The sequence below is a fragment of the Amycolatopsis sp. lyj-109 genome, from assembly GCF_046548995.1.
Taxonomy (GTDB): Bacteria; Actinomycetota; Actinomycetes; order Mycobacteriales; family Pseudonocardiaceae; genus Amycolatopsis.
Genome location: NZ_JAJPWR010000021.1, coordinates 94,945 through 120,294, shown reverse-complemented (window position 1 = coordinate 120,294; position 25,350 = coordinate 94,945). Strand labels below are relative to the sequence as shown.

At 66.3% G+C, this 25,350-nt stretch carries 18 protein-coding genes and 1 tRNA gene; 8 read left to right on the top strand and 11 right to left on the bottom strand.

Features of this window, described 5'->3' with window-relative positions; genetic code table 11:
- Nucleotides 1–183 precede the first annotated feature (183 nt).
- Together ACLJQF_RS36700 and ACLJQF_RS36695 are read left to right on the top strand one after the other, a co-directional pair.
- Entirely contained in the window at nt 184–645 is a 462-nt protein-coding gene (locus ACLJQF_RS36700) for a peptidase inhibitor family I36 protein (protein WP_410614869.1), read from the top strand.
- 61 nt (nt 646–706) lie between these two features.
- Nucleotides 707–1,582: a hypothetical protein gene (locus tag ACLJQF_RS36695; protein WP_410614868.1), complete on the top strand. Its 876-nt coding sequence runs from the start codon at nt 707–709 to the stop codon at nt 1,580–1,582.
- A gap of 120 nt (nt 1,583–1,702) precedes the next feature.
- Here ACLJQF_RS36695 and ACLJQF_RS36690 read toward each other — a convergent pair whose 3' ends face one another.
- Together ACLJQF_RS36690 and ACLJQF_RS36685 are read right to left on the bottom strand one after the other, a co-directional pair.
- Nucleotides 1,703–3,244 (bottom strand): CoA transferase, encoded by a 1,542-nt coding sequence (locus tag ACLJQF_RS36690; RefSeq protein ID WP_410614867.1) that lies wholly within the window; start codon nt 3,242–3,244, stop codon nt 1,703–1,705.
- A 14-nt stretch (nt 3,245–3,258) separates the two neighbouring features.
- Entirely contained in the window at nt 3,259–5,031 is a 1,773-nt protein-coding gene (locus ACLJQF_RS36685) for an acyclic terpene utilization AtuA family protein (protein ID WP_410614866.1), read from the bottom strand.
- Nucleotides 5,032–5,093: 62 nt separating this feature from the next.
- Between ACLJQF_RS36685 and ACLJQF_RS36680 the strand changes: the two genes are divergently transcribed.
- From ACLJQF_RS36680 to ACLJQF_RS36665, 4 genes are all read left to right on the top strand, one after another.
- The gene (locus ACLJQF_RS36680; RefSeq protein ID WP_410614865.1) at nt 5,094–5,675 is read left to right on the top strand and encodes a TetR/AcrR family transcriptional regulator; all 582 of its coding nucleotides are present in this window, start codon (nt 5,094–5,096) and stop codon (nt 5,673–5,675) included.
- A gap of 337 nt (nt 5,676–6,012) precedes the next feature.
- Nucleotides 6,013–10,119: a hypothetical protein gene (locus tag ACLJQF_RS36675; RefSeq protein WP_410614864.1), complete on the top strand. Its 4,107-nt coding sequence runs from the start codon at nt 6,013–6,015 to the stop codon at nt 10,117–10,119.
- Nucleotides 10,112–10,576: a hypothetical protein gene (locus tag ACLJQF_RS36670; protein WP_410614863.1), complete on the top strand. Its 465-nt coding sequence runs from the start codon at nt 10,112–10,114 to the stop codon at nt 10,574–10,576. The genes ACLJQF_RS36675 and ACLJQF_RS36670 overlap by 8 nt, the downstream gene beginning before the upstream one ends.
- 862 nt (nt 10,577–11,438) lie before the next feature.
- A complete protein-coding gene (locus tag ACLJQF_RS36665) occupies nt 11,439–12,191 on the top strand; it encodes a hypothetical protein (protein WP_410614862.1) in 753 nt (250 codons plus the stop codon).
- A gap of 241 nt (nt 12,192–12,432) precedes the next feature.
- Here the strand turns inward: ACLJQF_RS36665 and ACLJQF_RS36660 are convergent, their stop codons facing one another.
- From ACLJQF_RS36660 to ACLJQF_RS36650, 3 genes are all read right to left on the bottom strand, one after another.
- Nucleotides 12,433–13,296 carry a WhiB family transcriptional regulator gene (locus ACLJQF_RS36660; protein ID WP_410614861.1) on the bottom strand — a complete coding sequence of 288 codons (864 nt, stop codon included), beginning with the start codon at nt 13,294–13,296 and terminating at the stop codon, nt 12,433–12,435.
- 889 nt (nt 13,297–14,185) lie between these two features.
- Entirely contained in the window at nt 14,186–14,629 is a 444-nt protein-coding gene (locus ACLJQF_RS36655; protein ID WP_410614860.1) for a hypothetical protein, read from the bottom strand.
- Between the two features lie 118 nt (nt 14,630–14,747).
- A complete protein-coding gene (locus ACLJQF_RS36650) occupies nt 14,748–16,208 on the bottom strand; it encodes a multicopper oxidase family protein (RefSeq protein ID WP_410614859.1) in 1,461 nt (486 codons plus the stop codon).
- A gap of 535 nt (nt 16,209–16,743) precedes the next feature.
- On the opposite strand from ACLJQF_RS36650, the gene ACLJQF_RS36645 reads away from it, so the two are divergent.
- Complete coding sequence (locus ACLJQF_RS36645; protein WP_410614858.1) at nt 16,744–18,123, top strand: pentapeptide repeat-containing protein; 1,380 nt, start codon at nt 16,744–16,746, stop codon at nt 18,121–18,123.
- A 313-nt stretch (nt 18,124–18,436) separates the two neighbouring features.
- On the opposite strand, the gene ACLJQF_RS36640 is transcribed toward ACLJQF_RS36645, so the two are convergent.
- The 3 genes from ACLJQF_RS36640 to ACLJQF_RS36630 form a co-directional block, all read right to left on the bottom strand.
- Nucleotides 18,437–20,203 (bottom strand): DUF262 domain-containing protein, encoded by a 1,767-nt coding sequence (locus ACLJQF_RS36640; protein ID WP_410614857.1) that lies wholly within the window; start codon nt 20,201–20,203, stop codon nt 18,437–18,439.
- Between the two features lie 192 nt (nt 20,204–20,395).
- Nucleotides 20,396–20,869 (bottom strand): NUDIX domain-containing protein, encoded by a 474-nt coding sequence (locus tag ACLJQF_RS36635; protein WP_410614856.1) that lies wholly within the window; start codon nt 20,867–20,869, stop codon nt 20,396–20,398.
- A gap of 5 nt (nt 20,870–20,874) precedes the next feature.
- The gene (locus ACLJQF_RS36630) at nt 20,875–21,180 is read right to left on the bottom strand and encodes a hypothetical protein (RefSeq protein WP_410614855.1); all 306 of its coding nucleotides are present in this window, start codon (nt 21,178–21,180) and stop codon (nt 20,875–20,877) included.
- A 42-nt stretch (nt 21,181–21,222) separates the two neighbouring features.
- Here ACLJQF_RS36630 and ACLJQF_RS36625 point away from each other — a divergent pair, with 42 nt between their 5' ends.
- Nucleotides 21,223–21,612, top strand: coding sequence for a tyrosine-type recombinase/integrase (locus tag ACLJQF_RS36625; RefSeq protein WP_410614854.1), 390 nt, complete (start codon nt 21,223–21,225; stop codon nt 21,610–21,612).
- Nucleotides 21,613–21,999: 387 nt separating this feature from the next.
- Here the strand turns inward: ACLJQF_RS36625 and ACLJQF_RS36620 are convergent, their stop codons facing one another.
- The 3 genes from ACLJQF_RS36620 to ACLJQF_RS36610 form a co-directional block, all read right to left on the bottom strand.
- Entirely contained in the window at nt 22,000–23,553 is a 1,554-nt protein-coding gene (locus tag ACLJQF_RS36620; RefSeq protein ID WP_410614853.1) for a pentapeptide repeat-containing protein, read from the bottom strand.
- Between the two features lie 361 nt (nt 23,554–23,914).
- Nucleotides 23,915–23,988, bottom strand: a tRNA-Pro gene (locus ACLJQF_RS36615).
- Between the two features lie 118 nt (nt 23,989–24,106).
- Nucleotides 24,107–25,270, bottom strand: a complete 1,164-nt coding sequence (locus ACLJQF_RS36610) for an alginate lyase family protein (RefSeq protein WP_410614852.1) — start codon at nt 25,268–25,270, stop codon at nt 24,107–24,109.
- Nucleotides 25,271–25,350 lie beyond the last annotated feature (80 nt).

The window sequence follows — 25,350 nt, the reverse complement described above, 5'->3', positions numbered from 1 at the left end:
GGCTACCGATGGCCGTGCCGCCCGCCGGGGGCGTGGCTCGGCGAAGACCTCGCCGCCGTGGGCTTCGCGAGCAGAGCCGGTACGCGAATTACTCCACTCGGGTGCACCCGGCGCGTTGGTCTCAACCGCCGACCGTTCCGGGCGTGAAGGGGATGACATGACCCGCTGACGAGGGAGGACCACATGATGTCGAACGTCCGGAAGACGGCCATCGGCGCCGTTCTGGTGGCGGCCGGGCTCGCTGCGGCCCCGGCCGCGCAAGCGGCGACCGCGAGCCAGGCCGTGAGCGCCGGCTGCCCGGGTGCGTACTTCTGCTTCTACTTCAACAGCAACTACGGCGGCGCACACGCCGACTACCTGCGCTCGGACGGGGACCTCGGCAACGAGCTGTTCAACAAGGTCGGCACCTCCAGCAACGGCTTGAACGTCCAGGTGAAGAACAACGCCGCGTCGGCCTACAACAACTGGAGCTACCTCGCGACGGTCTACTACAACAGCGGTTGCAACGGCAGCGTCGCGTCGCAGTCGTTCGGCCCGTACTCCTCCGGGAACTTCAACTCCACCATGAAGAACAACAACGCGAGCTTCAGGTGGCCGACGAGCTTCGGCGAATACTTCGACTGCGCCAACCGCGACCAGTTCTAGCCACCCGGACCGGGGCCGCGCACGCCGGCGCGGCCCCGGTCGCGAACCCGGAGGTCCAGCCGTGCTCACACTCGGCCGCTTGGGCGCCTTCGCCTTGGCAATGGCGATCGTCGCGGGCTGCTCGGGGACACCGGCCGCCCCGGCCGAATTCGGGGCGGCCGATCTGGCTGCCGCGCTCGGCCGGATCCCCCGCGACCTGTCGACCGTGCACGGCCTCGACCTCCCGCTCGACAAGTCGCAGCTCACCCCGGTCGAGGAACTGGAAATCGTCAAGGCGCGAAACACCCTGATCGAACACTGCCTCGCCGGCCACGAGCTCACGTACGCCTTCCCGCCGGTCGATCCCGAGCGGGACGCCGCCAAGCCCCGGCGGCACGGTCTCGTCGACGCGGCCGAAGCGGCAACCTATGGCTACCGCGACCCGGCCGTCTTCACGCCACGGCGTGCTGACGGACGGCAACAGCCACCGCCGGAGGTCGTCGCAGTGATCACCGGTACGAGCGACCGCCGTGGTGTTCCGCCCGGCGGCTGTGCGGGCGAAGCCGACCGGACTCTCACACCGGACGCCAAGCCTGGTCAGGAACCGGTGAGTTTCGGGCTGAGCCAGCGCAGTTACGAGATCACCCGGACCACGCCGCCGGTCACCGCGGCCGCGGCGGCGTGGTCGCGGTGCATGGCCGAGGCCGGTCTCCGGTACGCCGACCCCCAAGCCGCGATCGATGATCCCGCGTTCCGCGCCGGCCGCGCCTCGGCGCAGGAGATCGCCGTCGCCACGCGGGACGTGCACTGCAAGGAGCGGACCGGCTGGGTCCGGACGTGGGTCGCGGTCGAGCGAGTGGTGCAGGACGCGCTCATCCCGTACCAGGCCGCCGACCTGGCGCGCGAGCAGCAGCACAAGGAACGGCAACTCGCGGCCGCCCGCAAGATCACCGGGTGACGGCACTCCTGGGGCCCAGCCGATCGCTGTTCCCGAGCCGGCAGCGCGGCGCGCGGCTGGTTCTCGTCCCACGTCCTCGCAGTTGATGAAGTCGAGAGGGAATCACGGCTACGGATGTGCTCAGCGCCGGAGGGCTGCGGCCAGCGCGGTGACGTCGACTTTCTGCGGCCGTGGCAGCCAGGTCGGTTGGTCGGCGCCGCGGGGTGAGAGCACGTTCGCATAGTGGTGCGGGGTGCGGGACAGCGTGATGTTCTCGGTGACGCCCTGGTAAATCCCGAGCGGGGTGAGCGAGGTGAAGAGCTGGGGGTCGAGGAGCTCGTGTTCGCCGCCGCTGCCGACGGCTCGGTGGACGTAGTCCCAGTCGAAGAAGCCGAGGGTGACCGCCCACATGGCGGCGCGGGTGAGGGAGACGTGGACGCGGTAGCTGCCGCCTTCGGTGGCGCGGCGGGCGAGGGCGGCCATGGCGCCGGTCGCGCCGAGCCAGGCGACGAGGTAGTCGTTGATGATCGACGTCGGGGGCAGCTTCGGTTCCTCGAGGCTGCCTTCCGCGGCGACCATGCCGGTGACGGTGCCGGCGACCTGGTCGAAGCCGACGCGCGTGGCCCAGGGGCCGGTTTCGCCGTGGCAGCTGGCGGTGACGTGGATGAGGCCGGGCCGGACGGCGAAGGCCTGTCCGGCGTCGACGCCGAGTTCGGTGAGCAGGCCGGGGCGGCGGTTGGCGAAGAAGATGTCCGCGTCGCGGAGCAGGGCTCTCAGGGTTTCCCGGCCGTCGGGCCCGCGAACGTTGAGGCGGGTCGAGCGCATGCCCACGTTGGCGGTGGCGATGAGGGGATCCTGCTCGAACTCAGCGACGCGCCAGACGTTGAGCACGTCCGCTCCGAGGGAGGCCAGGGAGCGGCCGATACCGGCGCCCGCGATGACGTGCCCCATGCCCAGTGCGCGGATCCCGGACAAGGGGTGGGTGCCCCATTCCGGCAGCGGTTCGGGTGGGGTGTCGGCGACCTTCTCGATGTCGATCAGCGGCCGGGACGCGAGGTGTTCGAACACCGGCTCGGCGACGAACTCCTCGACGCTGCGGACCTTGGCGAACACGATCCCGTGCTCTTCGCCGAGCGCTTCCAGCTCGTCGGCGGTGTGCCGGGCGATGGCGCGGCCGAGGGCCTCGGGGTTGTCGGCGCAGTCCAGGACGGCGAGCATTTTCGACTTCAGGCCGGGGTAGATGTTGGGCGGGATGACGTGGCGGCCGTCGCGGGTGGGGTAGAAGCCGAAGTAGGCGAAGACGCTGCGGTCGGGCAAGTCGGCCGGGTAGCCGTTGAGGGTCTCCCACTTCATTTCCGACGCCGGGGCGAGGCGGCGGATGGCCTGGCCGAGGTCGACGGTGATGTCCTGGCCGAGGCCGGTGCGCATCCGCCACAGCTTCGCGGCGATCACCGACTGCTGCGCCAGCGCGACGGCGGCCGCACCGCCGATGCGGATGCTGCTCGGCATCAGCGGGTCGCGTTTGAGGAAGGTGATGCTGCCACCGCTGTCGTCCGGGGTGAGGCCGAGCGGTGCGAGGATGGCGCGGAGTTCCGCGTGCGGGTCGAACTCGTCGCCGGTGGCGCGGTCGTGGACGGCTTTCAGCATGGCTTCGCGGAGCAGCCGCGGGTCGGTCGTTTCCACTGTGGACTCTCCGGTCAGGCGGGCAGCAGGGTGGTCGGGACGTCGACGTGGCGGGCGCGCAGGAACTCGCCGAGGGACTTGCCGATCTGGTCGAGGGCGAGGTTGGCCGAGCCGGACGGCGGGAAGTAGCCGCGCAGCACGAAGGAGATGCCGTGCAGGTTCGGCTGTTCGTAACGCTCGATGGCCACGGTGTCCGGGCAGCTCAGCAGCTCGCGGAGCCTTGCGACGGTGAGGAACGCCGCCAGCCACGGCCACGCGGCCGCGTCGCGGGCCCAGACGCCGAGGTTGGCGTTGGCGCCCTTGTCGCCGGTGCGCGCGTAGGCGACCTGTCCGAAGGGGACGGTCCGAACCGGACCGAACGACGCCGGATCCGTGGTGCTCGCCGCGGTTTCGGGCTGGCCGGTGAACGGGGCGGTGTTCGGCGGGGGAGCGATGTCGAGCACCCGGCCGTCCGGCAGGTGCACCTGGTGGTGCAGATCGGCCTGGCGCACCAGGCCCGGCCAGTAGTCGATGCGCGGCTGCCCCGCCATCGAGTACATCTGAGTCATGTCGATGTAGAAGCCGGGGATGCTTCCGAGGCCGTAGGAACAGAACTGGTTCAGGAACCCGGACACCGTTTTCGCGTCCGGTGCGGCGACCGCGACCTGCACCGCGACGGTGGCCTGCCACTGGTTCCGCGGATCGGGAACCGGCTGCCCGCAGACGAAGAAGTGCAGTTCCCCCACGGGGTGGTCCTGCCGCGCCCGCTCGGCCTGGGCCTTCAGCACGTCGATCTTCACGTCGACGTCCAGGCCGGTAGGGAACAGCCAGGTCGCGCCGCGGTAGCCGCGCTGAAAGTTGACGCCGACCTTGGTCGTTTCCGGCGCGGCGCTGCCCCGGGCGCCGGTGACGCGGACCCGGTCTGGGCCGTCCTGGGCCAGTTCGAGGGAGTCGGTGTGCCAGGTGACGTCGGGGTTGAGGTAACGCGGGCCCTGGATCTCGTACATCAGCTGCGCGGTGACGGTGTCGACGGTGACCGCCCCACCGTCCTCCGGTCGCTTGGTGATCACGGCGCTCCCGTCCCCGGCGACCTCGGCGATCGGGAACCCGGGCAGGGTGTTGTCCTCGATGCCGGTGAACCCGGCGAAGTTGCCGCCGGTGGCCTGTGGGCCGCACTCGATGATGTGCGCGGCGGCCGTCGCGCCGGCGATCTTGTCCAGTTCGTCGCGGTCCCAGCCGTGCCACCACGCGGCCGGCCCGGTCACCAGCGAGGCGTCGGCGACGCGGCCGGTGATCACGATGTCGGCGCCTGCGTCGAGCGCGGTCTTGATGCCCCAGGCGCCGAGGTAGGCGTTGACGGCGAGCAGTTCGCCGGGGTCGCGGTCGAGTACCGCGCCGGTTTCGAGGTGGCCGAGCTGCCCGTCGGCGATCAGGTCCTTCGCGGTGTCGGTGAGGTCGTCGCCGGTCACATGAGCGACCTTCAGATCCAGCCCCTGTGCGGCGACTTCGGTGCGGATCGCCTCCGCCAGGCCCGCGGGGTGGTAGATGCCCGCGTTCGTCACCACCTTGATCCGCTTCCCGGCGATCGCGGACAGCTGCGGTCGGAGCTGCCGCAGGAAGTACTCGGAGAAGAATCCTCGCCGGGCTTGGCGGTTCTCGTGAAAGCCGGCGACCACCATCGACATGGTGATCTCGGCCATCGAATCACCGATCACGACGTCCGGGTCGCCGTGCACGGCTTCCTCGAACGCGGAGAACCGGTCGCCCATCGCGCCGGAGAAGTTCGCTATCCGGACCGGACGTGCCATCCCGGCCACCTCATTTCGTCGACACCTGTCGTCGAAATCGACGCTACTGTTATCGTGGACACGTGTCAACGAACGAAGCCCTGCGGGCCCCCGCGCGCACCGACAGCGCCGATCCCCGGGCCGCCCGGGTCCGCGACCTCCTGCGCCGGGCCGCGTTCGAACTCATCGAGGAATGCCGGGTGGAGAAGATCTCCGTCAGCGACATCACGCAGCGCGCCGGCGTCAGCCGCCAGGTCTTCTACCAGCACTTCCGCGACCGCGACGACGCCGTTTCGGCGGCGGTGGCCGCCTCGCTGGCGGCCGTGGCCGCGGAGACGGCGGGCGAGCAGCCGGTGGCCCTGCTCCACCGCCTGTGCGACTACACCGCCGAGCACGCCGACCTGTACCGCAACCTCTATCCCAGTGCCGCTTCCCAGCAGACGGCCGACGCCTATCGGGCCCTGATCCGTCCGGCGTGCGCACGGCTGGCGGCCGGTCTTTCGCGGCGGCCCGCCGACGCTCTCGCGGACTTCCTGGTCGGCGGCATCATCGAAATCACCCGGCAACAGGACGACGGCTCCAGCAGCACTACCGCCGCCAGGGCGAACGATCTTCGTGCTCGGATCGACGCCTGCCTTGAAGCTGTCGGCATTCAGATGAGCTGAGGGTGGTGGCGGCGACGTCTCGGATCGTCGACCGCCACGGGAGGAGCCATCCAGGCAACCATCGTCCGATGACGATTGCCGCGATCTGTCGCATGTGGAGTGCGACCCCGCCGTCGGCCGGTGCTGACGCCTGCTCCGGTTTCGCCGAGTCGCATCCGGAGGGGTGCTCTGGCCGGATGTCGTTCCGGTGAGTTCGGTCCGAAGGTCGAGAGCATCGATGCACGGATCAGTCCTTCGCCCGTGCGGACCGCGGCTCCTGCCCTCTGGGGTGCCCGTCCGGTCGGCGGCACGGGCCGCTCCGCGCGCGATCCTGGACGGGGCGAACGAGGGAGGGGGCGTGGGCAACCAGGAGCATCGCGAAACGGACCGGAAGAGTCCGCGGCCGCTGGTCGCCGTCGAACGGCTCGAGACCGGCCCGCCGGTGCGCGCCGGCGGGCCGATGGACCCGCGGACGATCACCGCGCTCCAGGGCGGCGCCGGGAACCAGGCGGTCAGCGCGCTGCTGGGCGCCGAGGTCCGTGGCCGCCGTCCGGCCCCACCGCCGGAGGCGCCGCCGGCCGCCCCGGCGAAGCCGGAGCTCGAGGACGTCCACGTTCCGCCTCCGGTTTCTCCGGTGAAGCCCGTCGCGGTCCCGGAGCTGCCCCCGTCGGCCCGGCCCTCGAAGGTGCCGGCACCCCCGTCCGCCGTGCACCACGGGGTCGGCATGCGACGTCCGGCGCAGCCGACGGCCGTCACCGCACCACCAGCGCCGGCGGGCACTGAGCAGGTCGTGGCCGCCGTCGCCGAGGCCGGCGCGGAAGGCCAGGCGACGTTGGCTGCCGCAGTCGACGAGCAGCTCGCGCTCATCGAGACCACGGTCGAGGACCAGCAGGAGACGATCGAGCAGGAGACCACGGGTGAACTCGCGTCGGTGGAGGCCGGGTTCACCGCGGCCGAGGGCCAGGTCACGACCGCCATTTCCGCTGCCCAGCAGCGGATGCGCCAAGCCGGACAGACCGAGCAGGCGCGGCTGACGACCTGGTCCACCGAGGCCGGCCGCCGGCTCGACGAGGGCTACACGACGCGCACCGGGCAGATCCGCACCCTCGGGGCGACCAAGGGCAGTGAGGCCGTCACCGCCGCGAACACGTCCGCCGCCGACACACGCACCCAGGTCGACGGCCTCGCTGCGCAGGCGCGCACGCGTGGTGCGCAGCGAGCGGCGTCGCCCGGTGGCGCCGACGCCGAGGGAACCCAGGCCAGGGCGGCGGCCGCGCGCGAGGTCGCCGCCGACACCGCCACCCGGATCTCCGAGTCACTCGGCGACACCGTGACGCAGCTGCGCGACCTCGGGCCGGAGACCCGGTCTCAGCTGGTCGAGCAGGCCAACGAGATCGCCGAACGGATCCGCACCCAGCTGCCGACGATCACCGCCGCGCTCACCCAGACCACCGAAGGCGCCGGCAGCCAGCTCGGCCAGGCGATTTCTGCGGGCTGCTCGTCGCTCACCCGGCTCGGCGCCGACGTTGCGGGGCAGCTCGCCGCGATGCGCTCGTCGGTCACGCAGGCGATCCGGGAACAGGTCGACCTGACCAAGACCTCCGTGCGTGACGCCGGTGCCCAGGCCGTCTCGGCCGGGCAGGCGCAGCACGACCAGGCCGCGCAGGGCGGCGCGGCGCTGCTCGACAACATCCTCGGCGGAATCGCCGATCGCCGCGTCCGCCGCGCCGCCGCCGCACGGCTGGCCGGTGAGCTGAGTGCCAAGGTGCGGCAGGGTTTCGGGGACACCGAGCAGCAGGCCCGGGTCGCGCTCGCCGAGATCGCCCAGGCGTTCAGCACGACCGCGGGCGAGGCACTGGACGCGGTCCGTACGGCGGCGGGGCAAGCACGTGAGCAGGCCGCACAGACCGCAGCCGACGGGAAGGTGAGCGCCGACGGCCAGGCCGCGTCGCTGGCCGAAGAGCTGGCCCGGCTGGTGTCCGGCGCGCAGCAGTCCGGCGACCAGACGATCACCGGCGCGTTCGCGAGCCTGGACCGCACCATCGCCGACCTCGACGCCCGGTTCGGGCAGGCGCTCGGGCAGTTCCGCGAGGCGCTGGCCCACCGTGCCGCGGAGGCGACCGGGCGCGCCCGGGAGCCGTTGAGCACGCTTGATGGCCGGATGGACCAGGCGATGCGCGAGGCGGAGGAGGCCACCCATCGCAGCTGGCTGGAGAACGCGGTGCGCAGCGTGCCGTGGGGTATGGTCGCCGGCCTGGTCGTCGGGCTGCTGGTCACCATCGCGGTGGTCGCGCTCCTCGGAACGGGTATCGGCGCGCTGATCCTGGCCGGCGCGCTGGCGGGCGCGCTGTCCGCGGCGGCGACCACGCTCACCGACAACGCCGTGCACGGCCGCGACACCAACTGGTCCGAGCTCGGCAGGCAGATGGTCGTCGGCGCGATCTTCGGTGCCATCGGCGGCGCGATCGGCGGCGGCGTCAGCGGCGCGCTCGGCGCAGCCGTCGAGCGGCAGCTGATCACCCAGGCCGGCGCGCTGGCCATCGGCAAGGCCGCGAACGTCATCACCGGCGCGACGCTCGGCATCGTCAACAACGTCGTCGCGGGCCGTCCGTGGCATGAGGGTCTGCTGGTCAACATCGGGATGTCGCTGGCCCTTTCCTACGGTCCGGGCGGGCGGTTCATCGAGAACGTCACCAGCAGCGCCCGCGGTGCGATGGTCGACAGCGGGCACGCGTTCAACGTCACGCCCGCGGAGATCAACGCCTCCTCCGCGCGGATGCAGGCCCGGGCGGACGCCATCCCGGACGCCGCGCTCGAAGGCGCGTTGCCGCACGAGGAGCCCGCCGCGCCGGTGGCCGACGAACGCACCACCGTGCCCGATGTGCCGGAGGAAGACCGGCCGACGATGCCGGGTGGCCCGGAGGAAGACCGGCCGACGATCCCCGGTGGCCCGGAGGAAGACCGGCCGACGATCCCCGGTGACGAGCACGCCGGCCTGCCGGTCGAGGACATGCCGGACGGCGTCGTCATGTACGACGAGCATCCGATGAGCGAAGCCGACGCGCGCGTGATGTACGAGAACGCCCGTCACGACGCACCGCACAACGAGGTCGCCGTCTACCGCAACAGCGAGACCGGCGAATGCATCGTCGTGCAGGGCAACAACGAGTTCGTCGATGCCTATGAAGGCCGCAACCCGGCGATGCGCGAGTTCCTGGAGAGCAGGCCCGGGGAGCCCGGCCGCTGGGACCTCGTGGAGCACTCGCATCCGGTCGACCCCGCAAGCGGCGTGACGCTGGAGCCGCATCGCTACCCGAGCGGCCGCGGCGGCGACTTCGATGTCGCGCGGCTGCAGGCCGAGGCCAGTGGGCGGCCGGTCGAGCAGACCATCGGGATCGTCACCGAGCGCGGCAACGAGACCGTCACCTACGGCTACGATCCGGCGAACCCGGAGCCGTACTCGCTGACGTATCCGGACGCCCAGGGAAACCCGGTGACCCAACGCTTCCGGTCCATGGAAGCCTACGGCGAGTGGTACGAGAACCAGCCGGGCACGGGTGGCGGCACGCCACACGTCGACGGCGAGACGACGCCCGCGGCCGCCGCACCAGGTGAACGCGACGGCGAGACACCGACGACCGCTCCGGAGGAGCCGACGATCGCTTCCGGGGAGCCGCCGGCGCGTGCGGCGGCCGATCCGGCCGAGATCGACGCGGGCATCCGCCGGGTCCGCGATCTCCTGGCCGAACCCGAGGTCACAGCCGGACGGCGGGGCAACCGTGCCTTCGAACGCGACGTGCAGAGTCAGCTGCGCAACCAGGAAGGGCACACGCTCGAGGAGCAGCTCCAAACCGCGCGGGCCGACGCGGAAGCCGCGCGCGAGCTGGGTGATCCGGCCATGCTGGCGGAATCCCGGCAGCGGCTCGACGCGCTGAGCGCCCAGGTCGAGTCGCTCGAAGGGCAGCTGCGGCGGATCACCGAAGGCGACCTGCCCGGCGAACAGATCGTCGAGGGCCCTGTCGCCGGGGAACCGCCCGAGCGAGCCGCCGAACGCGCCCGCGTCGAAGGATCTGCCGATACACGGGCGAACTTCCGCCGGCGGGTTGCGCCGGACGAGGTCGTCGGCGCCCCGGCCGCCGAGGGTGGCACCGGCCAGACCGGGCACGCGCGTTCGGGCCATGGCTGGTCGGAGCAGATGCAGGCGGACCTCCTCAACCGGCCGGACCGCGTGTTCACCGGCTTGAACAGCGACGGCAGGCCCGTCGACATCTACTATCGCGAGAACGGGGACGTGGCGATCACGGTCGCGGGCCGCAAGGAGGAGGTCATCACCGCTTACGGGCCTTCGGATCCGGACGGCACGGGCTCCTTCAACGACGTCTCGAAATGGGCGGACAAGCCCGGTTACGTGGAGATCAACCCGCGTAACGGCCGCACGATCCGTCCGGGGAGTACCGGTGAGTGACGACCTGATCTTCCGTACGCCGGTCCCGGCCCGGCGCTCGTCCGAGGACTGGACCGCGATCGTGGACCGGCTCATCGACACGTTGTCGGACGCGCTGGGGGTTCCGTTGCGGGTCGAGGACCGGGACGTCATCGACGACGTCGCACTGACCTGCCGGGTGGCGACGACGCGGCCGATCGCCGGTCCGCTGGGGATCGGGCTCACCGCGACGATCGGGTTCGAGGTGATCGAGCGGCGGCCGGTGATCAACGCATTCGTGTTCCTTTTCGCCGAAGAGACAAGGCTGGCGTTGCGCGGAGCCGGCGAAAGCTACGCGGAGCTGGTCTACGAACCGGGCCGCTGGCGACTCGCGCGCTGGGTCGAGGACGAATACGGCGAGTTCACCGGCCGCCCCGCACCCCGCCGCGACGGAGCGGCCCCTCAGACCGGATTGTCCACGGAGGACGGAGTGGTGTAGGCGATGTCCTGCCCCGCGTGACGAGTTGCCGGTCGAACGCCACGGCGACTCCGAGCAGCGCGGCCCGGCCGACCGCGCCGGGGCATCCCGGATCCGTGGGGCGTCTGAGCTCGGCAGCTACGCCTCGCGACCGGTCATCCACGGCGAGTTTACTTCAGTGCGCTCCGGGCGGTTCCGGGAGACTGAGCATCATGTGGAGGGGCAAGTCAGGCCGGACGTCGGTGGTCGCGGAGGCGATCGTCATCGTAGTTCACGAGTCGGTTCTGTTGATGAGGGCGATGTCGCATCGCCGGGAAAGCATGTGCGATGAGTTCTTCCCCGGTTGTGACTACCAGCAGCAGATCCGTGAGCCGGCGGACTTGTGTGACAACCTCGTCCCCGGATTGCGGCCGACCGGACCACGTCGCCCTCAAGACGCGTTGCAGTTCACCTGGTACGACCGAAGTCGGCACCAACAGGACTGGATCCGTCATTGCCTCGCCGCACGCGGCCTCCGTGTCGAAAATCTGCTCTCGACGGCACCTGGTCGGCGTCGGGTGATGCCCGGCTGAGGGAGCCGGTGCAGTCGCAACGGGCTGCACCGATTAACCGCATTGGCGTCCGCTCGTCGGCACGAGCGGACATCGGCGCCGCTGCTGGTGAACGTGTGCCCCGCGAACTGTGTTGCGGCGCCGCCGGAGCCGGAACAAGGCTACGTCCCGACGCCGCACACCGGCGGCCCGGACATCACCCAGCCCACCAGCCGGTAGCGAGCGGTGGCCGGCGACCAGTCTCCGATGGGGGCAACCTCGGCGATCGCCGTACGGAAGGCGAACGTACCGTCGCTTGGTACAGGATCGTGGCCACACTGCCACGCCAACGCATGCTCATGCCGCCGATCGCGCGGAATTTCGCGACCACTACGCAGCGGCGATCACCGTCGGGTGAGGCCGTGAGATGTAATGAACGGCCGCTCCGCAGCGACTTCGTGCTCGTGTCGTATGGCGCACTTCCCGGTGAGCCGGGCCCGGTCCTGGTCGACGCGACGCGGTGGGCTGCCGGACTCCCTCCGGGTACCTGGCCGACGGGCTTCGCCGTGAGTGGGAAGGTCTGCCGCAACGAGGTCTTCGCCCTCGCCGAGCGCTGGCGCGCGCGAGAGGTATCGAGCGTGCAGCTCGCGGCGGGCGTGCTGGCCTGGGGCCACGGGATCCGCGGGTACGGGCCGTTCCGCACCGGCCGCATCCTCGCCCGGGAACAGGCCGACGAGCGGCTGGAAGCCGCACTCGGCGGCCTACGTCCGCACGTCGTCACCCCGACCGTGCTCGAGGACTGTTACGGGCAGTTCACGGCCACGGCGAAGATCCCAGGTCTTGGAGCTGCCTTTTTCACGAAGCTGCTCTACTTCGCCGGCTATCGTCGTGGCGCCGGAGGGATCCAGCCGTTGATCCTGGACCGGGTCGTGGCGGGCCGGCTGCCCGCATCGGCGGGACCAGCGGGAAAGTACCGGACGGCGTGGTGGGCCGGCACCTGGCTGGCCTATTTGCGCTGGGCGGCGGATCAAGCCGTTCGTCCCGAGTTCGGCGGCGAACCGGACCGCGTAGAGATGGCGCTCTTCACCGGCTCCTGGACACCCTGACTTCTCCTCTGCTCCGTGGGCATTTCCCTGACCGGTCGTCCACCGCGAGACACTCACATGCCGACGACCGGGGGGAATCGGCGGGGCTGGTGACCGCCGCAACCCGCCCCATATCAGCAGCGGTCAAGTGCGCTGCACGCACTCAAACTCGACAGTGGTCCCCATATGGTCCCCAAGGAGGCATGGTCATGATTAACTGCAAGATCAAGAGCAGAGTAAAAAAGCCGCCTGACCTGGGCCTTCATCCAAGTCGGGCGGCTTTCTGTGTCCGTCGGGCTGACAGGATTTGAACCTGCGACCCCTTGACCCCCAGTATCTGGGGCTCGAACGGTGTGCTCACCGGTGTTTTTCCAGTTCGGGTTAAAGCATAGCATATCGGGTTTCGAAGTCCAGTCTGATGGCTGCGCTGATGCTGCTGGACCCCGTTTAGTAAAGCCGCCTTTGGCTGGTGGGCGCTACTTCTTCCTCCGGAGCCTCGACTGGCGTCGGCGGTTCCGCTCATAAGCAGAGTGGGCAATGCGACACGAGGTGCATCTGCAACGGTGCTTGCTATATCGAGGGTTTGTTCCGTGAGACGGCAGGATTCGGACAGCCTCAGGCCCGCTAACTTCTCGCGTTCGTCTGGGGACAGTCCGCCCCATAGTCCCCATGGATCGTGATTGGCCAGGGCTAAGGCCAGGCAAGGCTCTCGCACTTCGCAGCTGGTGCAGATCACGCGACACGATGCAAGTTGGTCTGGATCGGTGGAGTGCCAGTCGAGGTCGGGGCGGCTACGCAGGCCGCCTTGTGATGCCACTGAGCCTCGTTGTTGGCCATGGGGCGCGTCAGTTGTTGGTTCCCCTGCGGCGCGCGCGGGAGCTGAGCAGCGCCAAGCGTTGAAAGTGTGCTCTCTTTGCGCATCTGCGCGCTGCCTCCGGGTCACTTCATCCAGGACGCCGTCAGGGTCAACCAATCGTTCGAATCTGGCCGGCGCGGCTCGGCGTGCTGGCGCCGTTCGCTCTGTCCGGTCTTCGGTGCGTGACCAGGACGTGTGTGCGGCGATGCGTGCTCGAATAGATCGCTGGGCCGGGGTTAGCCCGTGATCTTTTGATGACTGATTTTCCATTACTCACTCCCTCTGTTGATTGAGCCCAGGGGGAGGGCGCTCGTCGAACCCTGAATGGAGTTGCCGTTGCTTATCTGCCGCTACGAGGGCGGCCTGGTTCGAAGGGGCTGACAGGTTTGGTATGTATGCGACTTTCGTGCGCGTAGTGGCTTGTGGTGCCAGCGTGGCCTGGAAGTAGTTGAATCTTTCGTATCTGGAAGGGGTATGGAGCTGACCTTTTTTGTCACCTACGCGACACTTGGATCCTTTGGTGGATTCTTGCGTGCCTGCACTTGGCCTCGTCGTGCGGCGATGCCATCGAAGTCGATCCTCCTGATGCTGGTTCTTGATAATCCCGAGCGTCAGAGCGACGTCTCGAGCCCGTCGGACGGGTCTTGGGGTCGAGGCGTGCGTGCTCCGACCATCGGCGTACGGAGATCGAGCCTTGGGTCGTGGCGATGGCGTGCGCAAGCGCATCGAGCGCGGCGCGCAGGGTGCTGACGCGCACCCCACCGATCGTGTCGGCTCGCACCCTGGCCCTTGACAAGCGTTGGTCGAGGGCTGTTTGCAGCTCAGCCTGAACCTGTCGAGCGAGGCGATATGGTGACTCTCGCCTGCCGTCGTCGTCGCAGCGAATCCCGAGCCGAAGCCGACGTGGCCTGCGTTCCTCTGCTTCCCGGAGCGCGGGCAACCAGCGATCACGGCGCCACGCATCACGTCCGATGTAAGCTGCCTGAGTTGGCGACGCTCTGTAGAAGTGGTCCCAAGCTTGCTGCTCAGTGAGATTGGATTCGGCTGCGGCGATCGTGGTGGCCAGAACCATCGTCGCCACGCCTTCTCGCCGATCTCGCGGGCTTTGGTGCCGGTGAGGTTGGCAAAGGCCCAAGCGTGCGCGGTGGTGTGGCCGGCGCTAGCAAGCGCGAGGGCGTGACCGTACTCGGCCGAGCTCCGGTTCCGGCACGTTGTTGGCCGAATCGGCGCGGATGGCGATCGGCTTACCGTCGGTGACCACCCGCCACGCGGCCGACTTGAAGAACAACTCCGGCCGCTTCGCGCGGTACACCCGCGCGTAGACGTCCTCATCGGCGCTCTCCTCGCGTCGCGCCTCCTCGGACCGCAGATAGGTCACCCCGGCGGCCCACACCTCCATCCGCCCGTCCAGCGGCGGTAGCAGCCGCGTTCCGGCCGTGGACACGGGCTCGCCGGCGGCCTCGGCCAGCTCGCGGATCTCGGCTACGGGGCGCCGCAGCAGGTCACTCATCGACGCCACCGCGAGCGGTCGCAGCTGCTCACCGGTGAGCAGGCCGACGCGGACGGCGCCGGTTCCGTCGGCGAACCGCACCAGATGGCTCATCCGGACCTCCTTCGTTCAGGGACGAACCTACGGAGTGCCGAGCGTGGCGGTCAACGAGTGCCGAACCGCCGGGAGCCGGGGCAGGCGGACGCGCCCGCCTGCCCCGCGTGCCCACCCGTCAGGGAACGATCTCCATCTGCGCCATCATGCCGAGGGTCGAGTGGTCGAGGAAGTGACAGTGGTACACGTACCGGCCGACGTAGTCGGTGAAGGTGGTCTGCAGCCGGACCCACTCACCCGGACCGAGGAAGACCGTGTCCTTACGGCCCACGTCGTCCGGTCCCGGCGGGCCGCCGTTGCGGTCGAGCACGCGGAATTGCTCGAGGTGCAGGTGGAACGAGTGGGGTGCACCGAAGACGGTGTCGGTGTTGCGGACGGTCCAGATCTCGGTCGCGCCGCGCTTGACCTTGATGTCCACCCGGTTGGGGTCGTAGACCTGCTCGTTGACCAGGCCGACAAAGGTCGCCTCGTCGAACCGCATGGTGATTTCCCGCTGGACGGTCGCCGTCCCCGGCGCGGGCAACGGCCGCAACGTGGCGGGCACGCGGCTGCTGTCGAGCGCGAGGCGCGTCACGTCGAACCGGAGCACCGGTCCCGAGATGTCCTTGAGCACCAGGTGCGAACCCAGGGGCACCTGCGAGAAGTCGACCACGATGTCGACCCGCTCCGCGGATCCGAGCAGGATTTCCGACCGCGGCACCGGCGCCGGCAGCAGCCCGCCGTCGGAGGCGATCTGCGTCATCTGGACGCCGCCCAGGGTGAGGCGGAACTGCCGCTCGTTGGAGGTGTTGAGCAGCCGGAACCGGTACTTGCGGGCCGCGACCTGGAAGTACGGGTTCACCACACCGTTGGCGAGGATGGTGGTGCGGTCCGGGGGGAAGTTCGGGTAGACCATGGCCCCGTTGGCGTCGAGCTGGATGTCGCGGAGCATGATCGGCACGTCGTACTGCCCCGAAGGCAGGTTCAGGCCGCGCTCCGCCTCGTCGTCGAGGATGTAGAAGCCGTGGAGTCCCCGGTAGACGTTCTCGGCCTCGAGGTGGTGGGCGTGGTCGTGGTACCAGAGGGTCGCGCCCTGCTGGCGGTTCGGGTAGTGGTAGGTCCGGCTCTGCCCCGGGTCGAGCAGGTCCATCGGGTAGCCGTCGTCGGCCTGGGCGTTGTGCCCGCCGTGCAGGTGCACGTTGGACGGGACGTCCAGCTGGTTGGTGAACGTCACCTCCACCGGCGTGCCGGTCCTGGCGCGGATCGTGGGCCCGACGAACTGGCCGCCGAACGAGCGCACCGGCGCCGGCTTGCCGGGCAGGAAGGCGTGCTGCGCCGCCTTGATCGGGATCTTGTACACGTCGACGCCGTCGCCGCGCCGCATCGGCGTCAGCTGCTGCGGTATCGGCAGCCGCTGGGAGAACCAAACCCCCAGCCCCGCCGCCGGACGGCCCCCGCCCGCCGCGGAGCCCGCGGCCGGGGCATGCCCGACGTGTTCTGCGGCGCTCGGTTCCCGGGTCAGGGCCGAGGGCAGTAGCGCCGCCCCACCGACCACGCCTCCGGCCGTCGCCCACCCCAGTAGTTTTCTTCGGTTCAACATCACCGCTCCTCGGAGCTCATTGTTTGTTTTCGGCACCGGATTCCGACGCTTCTCCCTGCAGCGATCCTCTGTCGTGAGGAGCGAGCAGGCATCTCCGTAAATGCGAAATCTTCACCGCAAGGGTGAGAGCCCAAAGAAGGAATAGATCGGCTCGCCGACCGGGCGTGATGTTTCGGTCACTGCGCCGAACGGCCGATCCACCTTTTGGTCGCGGGTAATTTTCCCACCGGCGCGACCCGCTTGCCAACTCGATCATTCAGTCAAAAGGGGACAACCACTGAATGTCGCGAAATGGGGAAGTGCTCGAGGAGGTGATTCGGGATCAAGAGGCGATGCGGAAAGTAGCCAGGGGATCGCCTTGTGCAAGCGGAACGGGACAAGGCAACACAAAGGGCCCGTGAGCGGCGGTGTGCCGCTCACGGGCCCTGCAAGTGTGTCCGTCGGGCTGACAGGATTTGAACCTGCGACCCCTTGACCCCCAGGCACCTCGCATCCTCAAAAAGCCTGGTCAGCGGCTTAGCTGGGTGACTCGCGAATGTCCGATGACGTCCGCGAACGTCCGCGTGTGTCCGGGACGGTTGTCGCTCAGTTCGTCACTCAGCTGCCCCTGCTGAAGCTCTACGTGCCGATCTGGATCTCGTGTGAGTTCGTCTGGACGCTACTTGGTAGCGCGCTGGTCCTTCTGGCCGACATAGCTAGGGTGACGTCTACGAGGTGGAAGCGCAGGCATGCTGTAGTTGGCTTGATCGCGGTCAGCGGCGCCTTGGTCGCGATCCAGTTGGTGCTCACCGCGGTTGAACAGCCATGGTGGCCAAGCTTGGGCGGCATCCTCGACTGGTTGGGCAACTGGTATCTGGTGCTGATCGCGGCGTGGCTCGCTTGTGGCGCATATATGCTTCACCGACGAGGGAAGCGGTCCGCGACCACGCCACCTGTACCGGTGCGATGGGTCGAGGGGCCTGACCAACTCAGCGTCGTCGCGCGCCCCGCCGCGACGCGGGCACCCAGTGAGCTCGCGCTGCAATCGCGATGGAACTGGACAGCAATCACGTCCGTAATCACAGCGTTCACCGCGATCGGTGCTCTGTTGTTCACGTCGCTCTCGCTAAAAGCGACCGAGCAGGGCCAGGTCACCGACCGCTACACCAAAGCCATCGACCAGATCGGCACTACGGGAAACGATCACCTGGAGACCCGACTCGGCGGCGTCTATGCCCTCGAACGGCTGGCCCACGACTCACCACGCGATCAACCGACGATCATCGAAGTCCTGTCGGCCTTCATTCGAAGCAACGCCCCTCACATCACGAGTCCGCCCCTCCGGGGAGGGACCTGTTCCTCGCCGGCAGCTATCACCCTGGACGTTCAGGCCGCTCTCACAGTCTTGGGTCGCCGCGACACCAGTCAGGACAGCGGGACCAGCATCGACCTCCACCAGGTCTGTATGGCTGGCGCGAACCTCACCGGAGCGAACCTTGTCGGCGCAGACCTTTCCGATGCGCGCCTAACCAAGGTGGGGCTCTTCCGCGCGAATCTCAGCGGCGCTGAGCTCTCTGGCACGTACCTCGACAACGCGTACCTCGCCGACGCGGAACTCACCAACGCACACCTCGCCGTCGCGGACCTCACGAGAGCGGACCTCTTCAAGGCGGACCTCACCAATGCGCAACTCGACAACGCTCTACTTACCGAAGCGCAACTCAGCAAGGCGAACCTCGCGGGAGCGGACCTCTTCAACGCGGACCTCACCTACGCACGCTTCGAAAATACAAACCTCACCGGTACAAATTTCCGCTCCGCGAAACTTGCTGGCGCGGACTTCGTCGGCGCGGACCTCACCAATGCGGAGCATGATGCCAGCACGATCACGAAAGATGCGTGGAAGAGCCCGGAGACCATCGGGGCATGGTGGTGAGTTGACGTCGTTCATTCGTATGGGGCAGGACGTCGGGAAACACCTGGTCGGAGCGCCATGGCTGCCTGACTGTAGTAGTTCACTGACGTCCGTCGGAGTCTGCGGTCATTGCCAGGCAGCTGGCCAGGCAGCGAGGCGTGCCCCGGCTCCGGTGCGAGCACGCTGCGGCGGCGCGAAAGTTGACCGTCGGCTTCGCGCTGGTCAAGGCAACCCCTTATCGAACCCTTAACGGAACGGGGCGTCCAGAGGGTAACTGCAGCTTCGCGAGAGGGGAGCTTGGGGGACACCGCCGAACTGTACGATGCGCGTTGATCTACTGAGGGGGTGGGGGTGATGAAACCCCGCCTGCGCGGCGATCCAACCTCAGCGGGTCGGTATTGCCGACATGTATTTGGTAGCGCGCAGCTACCGGTCTCTCGTCGGTTTGAGGGCGAGAATATTGTTCTCTGACCAGTTTATTGCTCGGCGGTTCGCCGGTGTCCATGAGGCAATTCGCGATGTAAGCCAAGACTCTCGCTCTATGTTGGATGAATGCGAAAAAGTCATTGTCGAGCAAATCGCTGATATCTATAGCGGATGAGTCGAGTACGTCGAGCAGGGCCGAAGTGTTCTCGGGCATCAACTTCAAGTAGGCGGAGGGGGGCCTGTCTCTGATCTTATTATTATCCACTCGGGATAAGAAACAGAAGTTTGCAAGTGAGTTAACGTACGAACTGTCGTCCGAATGCTCTCTTTCGACATAAGCGCGCGGGAAAATGTGGTGAAATTCCGCCTTGTTGTAATTCTGTAGAACTTCATCGACATTAATATAGGACCCTGAAATAAAGGTCCGTGGGCGGAGTTGCGCGAGCATACTTACAAATGTATTTGTCTTCGTCGCGCCAGTTCGAAAGTTGTTCTGCAGGAAGTAGGATGGCGGTACGCGTACGTATGGAAGCGATTGATCAATTGTGTTCGTGTTACCTGCTCTTCGGAGGCGCTTCATCAGTGCTATGTCTTCTTTGGCAGCCCTTACTGTCTGGCCGCTGTATCGCTCGGTGAAGCTCGCTTGCCAAAACCATTTCCGCAGAGTTCGAAGGGTGTCTTCTCGGTGGCTCAGCATCTTCCTGTCGGAAACTGCAAAATACACCGAAAGCGGCACAAATATCAGCTGGTTTGGAAGAGTCTTGAGGGTGCGAATATGAAGCTGATCACGTAGAAAATCTACGGCACCTTTGATTCCGTTTTTTACAACGTCGAACGCAGTTCGTATGTCTTCGCCCGTCAGGGTCAGTAGCGACTCTATTGCGGGCGAGTCGTTAAGAATTGCAGCCGCACATCGAAGAATTAGATCAGGTTGCTCTGCTAGGTCTCCAAAGTTGAAAGACGAGAGTTCTTCCTGAAGCTCCTCTAGTTGGCCGCCAAGGTCGAACTCTTCCGTCCATGTCCATGCGGCAAGAAGTTCCAGGGTGGTCAACTTAACGCCGAAGCGATTTATTCGCTCGAAGACGACGGCGACCGTGGCCCTGTCCTCTGTCTCCATGACTTGGAGGGGTATCTGCACCTCTTTGAATATGTTGTGAAGAGTGTCCGCTGCATGGATATGCCGTTCGCTGGAAAAGGTGAGGAGGGATTGCCTGAACCGGACGACGTCAAAAATACAAGACAGTGGAAAATGTCGCTCCGGATCGACCTCGTTCTCGTGTAAGGCTACAAATTGGGCCCGTTGAGGACTTTCGGATGCGACCATGTCAAAATATACGGGCATCCATTCTTCGTCTGAAGGCAGAGGAAAATCAGTTTGGAAGGTCACGAAGAGGGATGTCAGTCGCTGTTGACCGTCGAGCACGTATGAGATGGGGTGCCGTTTCTCCGGTTCGGGAAGCCGATAAGGCCCCAAGTTTCGCTCTTCCTTTAGTTTATCCTGAGTCTCCCATAATAAAATCGATCCGAATGGATAGCCTTTATATAGACTGTCCATGAAATGTGAAATACGTTGCGGGTCCCACACGAAGTTGCGCTGGAATGCGGGAATTCGAATTTGGCCGGAGTGCAACTTGTCTAACAGCTTGCGAATTGGCAACGATTTCAATTCGCTCATGGTGTCCTCCGGCTGTCGTATTGCTGAGCTCTCGATTGCGCGTGATCCATGCTTACCGGGAGAGGTCGTCTCATGCGAGCAGGGTGTTACACGCGGATGGTTGCGTCAGGCTGTGGTCTGAGGACGAACGAGCAGCCCCCTCGTGGCATGCTGGGTGCCTCGTCATGGCGGTGGGAGGGCGAAGCGGCTCAGCTACTCCTCCTTTAGAGCTGGCTCGCCGTGCTCAAGGTAGCGAGTCGTGCCAGTCACGTGGGCCTGGTATGCGTGATTGAGCCGGCGGGCGAGACGCGGAATCAGGTACTCGTCCAGCTTGTCGACCGGGACCCACTCCCAGTGGTCGAGTTCGACGCCGTCCAGGACGATGGCGTCCTCGTCACTGCCGAGATCCCCACATCCAAAGACGTAAAGGATCTTGTCGCCCTCCGAGTCGTTGGGCGCCCAGTCGTGCACCAGTAGCCGCCGCGCTGACCGAGTTAGACCGATCTCCTCTCGCAGCTCCCGCGCGCAGGCCGCCGCCGGCGACTCGCCCTGGTCGACGTAGCCGCCGGGGATGTCCCAGCGGTTCCCGTACGTCTTCCTGACCAGCAGAACGCGGCTTCCGTCTACGAACAACGCCCCGGCGGCAATCCGGGGCGTTGCGAACTTGTCCGTTGGTTCGTCCGTCACGTGGGTCAGCCTACGACGTGCATCCGCTTGGCGAGCTGATGGAGCTCGAAGCCCGGCTTACCGTGGGTGTTCCGCACCCATGTGATGACGAGCTGTCGGCTCAGGTAGTGGTGCCTGACCTGGTCGGGTGCCATCCGCTCAGCATTCAGCACCGTAGCGACCGCGGCATCGTGGCGTCCGGAGACGTGGAACGCGCGGGCGACGTCCAGCATGTGGCGCACTCGCCGCTCGACCGGCAGGGCCGCCGTGTCCAGTTCAGGGCCGATATCGAGCGCGACCTGCACGTCTCCCAGCTCCATGGCGGTGTTCACGCGGTGGATTGCCACGTTCGTCGGTCCGAATGCCGTCCAGAGGTGGTTGCCGTCGACACCAAGGCGCCGAGCCGCCTCGTCAGCCTCAGCCAGATAGCCGCGCGCGGTTGCCCTGTCCTCAGCGCGTGCGGCCGCCATCTCGGCACCGAGCTGGACGCGCACAACGTCCGGCGCGGCTTCCGGAAGGTGGTGAAGGCCGCCGGCCTGGTGCCGGAGGAGTGGACGCCGCGCGAGATGCGGCACAGCTTCGTGTCCCTGCTGTCGGACGCCCGGGTGCCGATCGAGGACATCGCCAGGCTGTGCGGGCACAGCGGCACGGTCGTCACGGAGCAGGTCTACCGGCATCAGATCAGGCCGGTGATCGTGGAGGGTGCGCTGGCGATGGAGAGCATCTTCCCGGCAAGGGGTGGTGAGGCGCAGTCACCCAGTTAGTCACTCGCGTCGCATTTCCGCCCTCGACGCGAGCCGGAGGAGGTGCGGGGGAGTAGATGCACAAAGGGCCCGTGAGCTGCGGTTTCGCGGCTCACGGGCACTGCAAATGTGTCCGTCGGGCTGACAGGATTCGAACCTGCGACACCTTGACCCCAGGACTGTGGTAAGGCACTGACCTGCAAGAACAGCAACCCGTGATTGCTCCCATGTCGCCCCTTTCCAGGGGTTTCGCTCCAAACGCTCGGGTCGCTGTCCCCGGGATGTCACCGGGTGTTTCTGCGGGGCTGCCGGTCGAGCCGGGGGCCTCACGGCCTGCTCGACCCCGCTGAGCAGTTGGGGAGATTTACCGAGTCGAAGGGGTCTTGCGTGACGACGGACTTGTCGCAGCTACGCTTGAATCAGCCTCCCCCATTTCTCGGTTTCTTGGTACGGTAAATCGTGTATTGGTACCACATGCCATCCAGGCCAAATTGCTGAATTTACTCTCTGATCGTTGCGCATTAGGCAAATCCTTGCAGAATGTAACTGAGGCTTCATTTCCGCAGGAAACGTGACGAGGTCGCTGAAGGTGGCGCCATTAAATACGGGAGCATTGTCGAATATGGCGACATCGAAAATAGCTTCCTTTGCAAAAATGGCTTTATCAAACCAGGCGGAACGGTAGAACGTTGCAGGGAACGTGACTGATTCATTGAATTTCGTAGATCCAAATCGTGTGTCACCATGGAAAGTGGCCCCCTTTAAGTTCAATGCTGAAAAGGTCGCGAAGTCAAACCAAGTGTCCTGATGAAACTGTGCCTCGTCGAACATTGATGCGCCATGGAAGTTGACCCCGTTGAATCGACTAAATTCGAAGAATTCCGCGCCATTGAACCACGTGACGTCCGAAAATGTGGCACCTTCGAACGATGCTCGTCCGTTGAACGTTGCTCCAGCGAACGATGTGTTCCTCGAAAATTTGGCTCCATCGAAGGTGGTCGAATCCTGGAAGCTTGCGCCCGCGAATACGGCTCCGGCTTCAAACTCTGCTTCCGCGAAATTCACACTTCTCGAAAACGTTGTTCCTTCGAATTGCGCTCGATTGACAAACCTGACTCGACCTAGGAGTACCTTTCCTGTGAGGTGGCATTCACTCCAGTCCAAGTCGATCAGTGTGGCGCCAGTCAAGTCGATTATCGCGTCTGACCAGTAAGAAGGCGATGGTCGGTTCCGGTCTGATCCTGGACGCAAATGGTCTGCGATCACGCGTTGAATTGCTAGGCGCACTTCGCGCTCTTCGCGGCGAAGTTGATATTGACTGTGGGTTTTCTCGTCTGCGTCGACTGGTGGGTGTTTATCGGGTTCAGTATATGGCATTCGCAGGTATGCGCAAAGAACATGGGCAATCGGTCGTTGTTGCTCGGGGGCGTGATCGGCCAGTCGTTCAAGTGCGTACAGGCCGCCGAATCTAACTGCGGCCTTTTCTGAACCCAACTTGTCAACTGCAGTGTCGAATAACTCGGTGATTCGCCTCGCGCGTGCATCTGCTTCCGTGGACTCCGCAACCATTTGTTGATGCGCTTGAGCTTCGGCGGCAACCTTCTCGGCGTGCCGCTGAACTTCTTCCGCGTGATCTTGCGCGCGTGCCTTCAGGCTGAGGTCTCGCCGTCGCTCGACTAGGTCCCGTTCAGCGGTTTGCTGTCTGCGGGCCGTTAAGAGCAAGGCGACCCCGCCGCCGGCTCCAAGAACAATGGTGCCAACGGTTCTGATGGCGTCTAAGCGAGTCTTGCTGGCATCGGTGCCGTCTCCAAGCTGAGCTAGCAAAAGCCAGGCGGCTCCGCCAGCTACCAGGAGGAGGACCACGGCACAAGTCAGTATCACTCGATTCGAAAGCACGCGGTACGCCGAGCTCGGCTCACCGTTGCCGTTGGTCGGCTCTACGGGGTCGTTGTCGTCGGCCATGCTGACTGTGTCGTCGAACGCCGTACGGATGTAACACTCTGTAGCGCGCGTGCAAGTAACGATTGCACTGGGGGCCTGAGCCTCGACTGTGCGGCACGGCTTCGTGTCCCTGCTGTCGGACGCCCGGGTGCCGATCGAGGACATCGCCAGGCTGTGCGGGCACAGCGGCACGGTCGTCACGGAGCAGGTCTGCCGGCATCAGATCAGGCCGGTGATCGTGGTGGTGAGGCGCAGTCACCCAGTTAGTCACTCGCGTCGCATTTCCGCCCTTGACGCGAGCCGGAGGAGATGCGGGGGAGTAGGTGCACAAAGGGCCCGTGAGCTGCGGTTATGCTGCTCACGGGCCCTGCAAGTGTGTCCGTCGGGCTGACAGGATTTGAACCTGCGACCCCTTGACCCCCAGTCAAGTGCGCTACCAAACTGCGCCACAGCCCGGACCCGCACTCGCTGAGTGCGTGAGAAGTACTCTAGCGTGCCCCTCAAGCGCCTCTGCAAGCAGGGTCCCCAGTCCTCCTGACCTGCGAAAACACGCCAGGAGGACCGAGGCTGAAGATCACGCCGGGTTGCCGGCGTGGGTCAGGGTCTGCCACGCCACGAAGAGGTTGTTCGAGCCCGCCGGGCGCTGGCGCTCGGTCAACGTCTGCGTGTTCGTCATCGCGATGCCCAATCGCGTGTTCAGCGCGTTGAAGCCCACCTCGGTCACCGGGCCGAGGCCGAGGTTCAGGTGGCCCGAGCACAACCACGACGGCACCGCCGCGCCCAGTTGGTACTTCGACTGGAAGCCCAGGGCCTGGCGCAGGCGTGTGCCGAGGTCCGTCGAGTACACGTCTTCGCCCTGGATGCGGAGCGTTTCCGCCACGTCCGCGATCGCTGCTATTCCGTAGCCCGTGTGGGTGAAGTCGCGGCAGGTTTCCTGGGTCAGGCCGTCCACGAAGGTCGACTGGCCCTGCCAGTAGTTCACGATCTGGTCCCGGGACGACAGGCCGCTGCCCGGGACCGTCCTGGGCAGGGAACCGTCCGTCGAAAGGTAGACGTAAGCCGCGACCCGGTTGCGGTAGCGGGCCACCGCCTTGTCGTAGCTTGCCTTGTCCTCCAGGAACACTGAGATGCCCACCGCGGCCTCCATCATGGACAGTTCCCAGTTTCCGTTGCTGTTGCTGCCGTTGATGACCTTGCTCAGGTACACAGTGCGCAGCATCGTGGCGAACCGTCCCGAGTTCGGCCAGCTCGAATACGTGTACTTGATGATCTCCGCCGCGCGCGGCCACGATGAGCCCGCCCAGCCCGTCTGCAGCGGGGCGTTGCTGTTCGTGTGGCTTGTGATCACCGCCGACCACGCGTCCATCAGCGCAATCGACTTCTGCGCGTAACGCGCGTCGCCCGTGATGTACCAGATCAGGGCGTCCGTGTACGCCGCTATCGCGTCTTCGCGCTCGTCCGTGCACCCGTAGTTGGGGTTCGAATACGAGCCGCATTCGACCACCGCGCGCGGTTTCGGCGTCCGTGAAAGGGAGGCGTAGGCACTGGCCCGTGCCTGGTCGTACGCCGCTTTCCACGGCTGGGTGCCGGCGTTCACCTTGGTCTTGACGAAGTCCAGCTGTGGACGGCTCACCAGCACGCCCGGGTGGGTGAACGCCGCCGGGGCTGCCGGGGCCGGGGTGGCCAGCACCCCCAGGAGCAGGGGGACCAGCGCGAGGACCTTGCGGAAGCGGGACATGGCTCTCCTCGAGACGACGGTGTCCGGGGGCGCGCGCCGGCTCAGTGTCGTGGTCCAGACCATCGCGGGTCAAGCTTTTC

What these genes read in the sequence shown, in the direction of transcription:
- ACLJQF_RS36700 (WP_410614869.1), top strand. Translation starts at nt 184, where the DNA reads ATGATGTCGAACGTCCGGAAGACGGCCATCGGCGCCGTTCTGGTGGCG.
- ACLJQF_RS36685 (WP_410614866.1), bottom strand. Translation starts at nt 5,031, where the DNA reads ATGGCACGTCCGGTCCGGATAGCGAACTTCTCCGGCGCGATGGGCGAC.
- ACLJQF_RS36665 (WP_410614862.1), top strand. Translation starts at nt 11,439, where the DNA reads ATGCTCATGCCGCCGATCGCGCGGAATTTCGCGACCACTACGCAGCGG.
- ACLJQF_RS36660 (WP_410614861.1), bottom strand. Translation starts at nt 13,296, where the DNA reads ATGGAAAATCAGTCATCAAAAGATCACGGGCTAACCCCGGCCCAGCGA.
- ACLJQF_RS36655 (WP_410614860.1), bottom strand. Translation starts at nt 14,629, where the DNA reads ATGAGCCATCTGGTGCGGTTCGCCGACGGAACCGGCGCCGTCCGCGTC.
- ACLJQF_RS36650 (WP_410614859.1), bottom strand. Translation starts at nt 16,208, where the DNA reads ATGTTGAACCGAAGAAAACTACTGGGGTGGGCGACGGCCGGAGGCGTG.
- ACLJQF_RS36645 (WP_410614858.1), top strand. Translation starts at nt 16,744, where the DNA reads ATGTCCGATGACGTCCGCGAACGTCCGCGTGTGTCCGGGACGGTTGTC.
- ACLJQF_RS36640 (WP_410614857.1), bottom strand. Translation starts at nt 20,203, where the DNA reads ATGAGCGAATTGAAATCGTTGCCAATTCGCAAGCTGTTAGACAAGTTG.
- ACLJQF_RS36620 (WP_410614853.1), bottom strand. Translation starts at nt 23,553, where the DNA reads ATGGCCGACGACAACGACCCCGTAGAGCCGACCAACGGCAACGGTGAG.
- ACLJQF_RS36610 (WP_410614852.1), bottom strand. Translation starts at nt 25,270, where the DNA reads ATGTCCCGCTTCCGCAAGGTCCTCGCGCTGGTCCCCCTGCTCCTGGGG.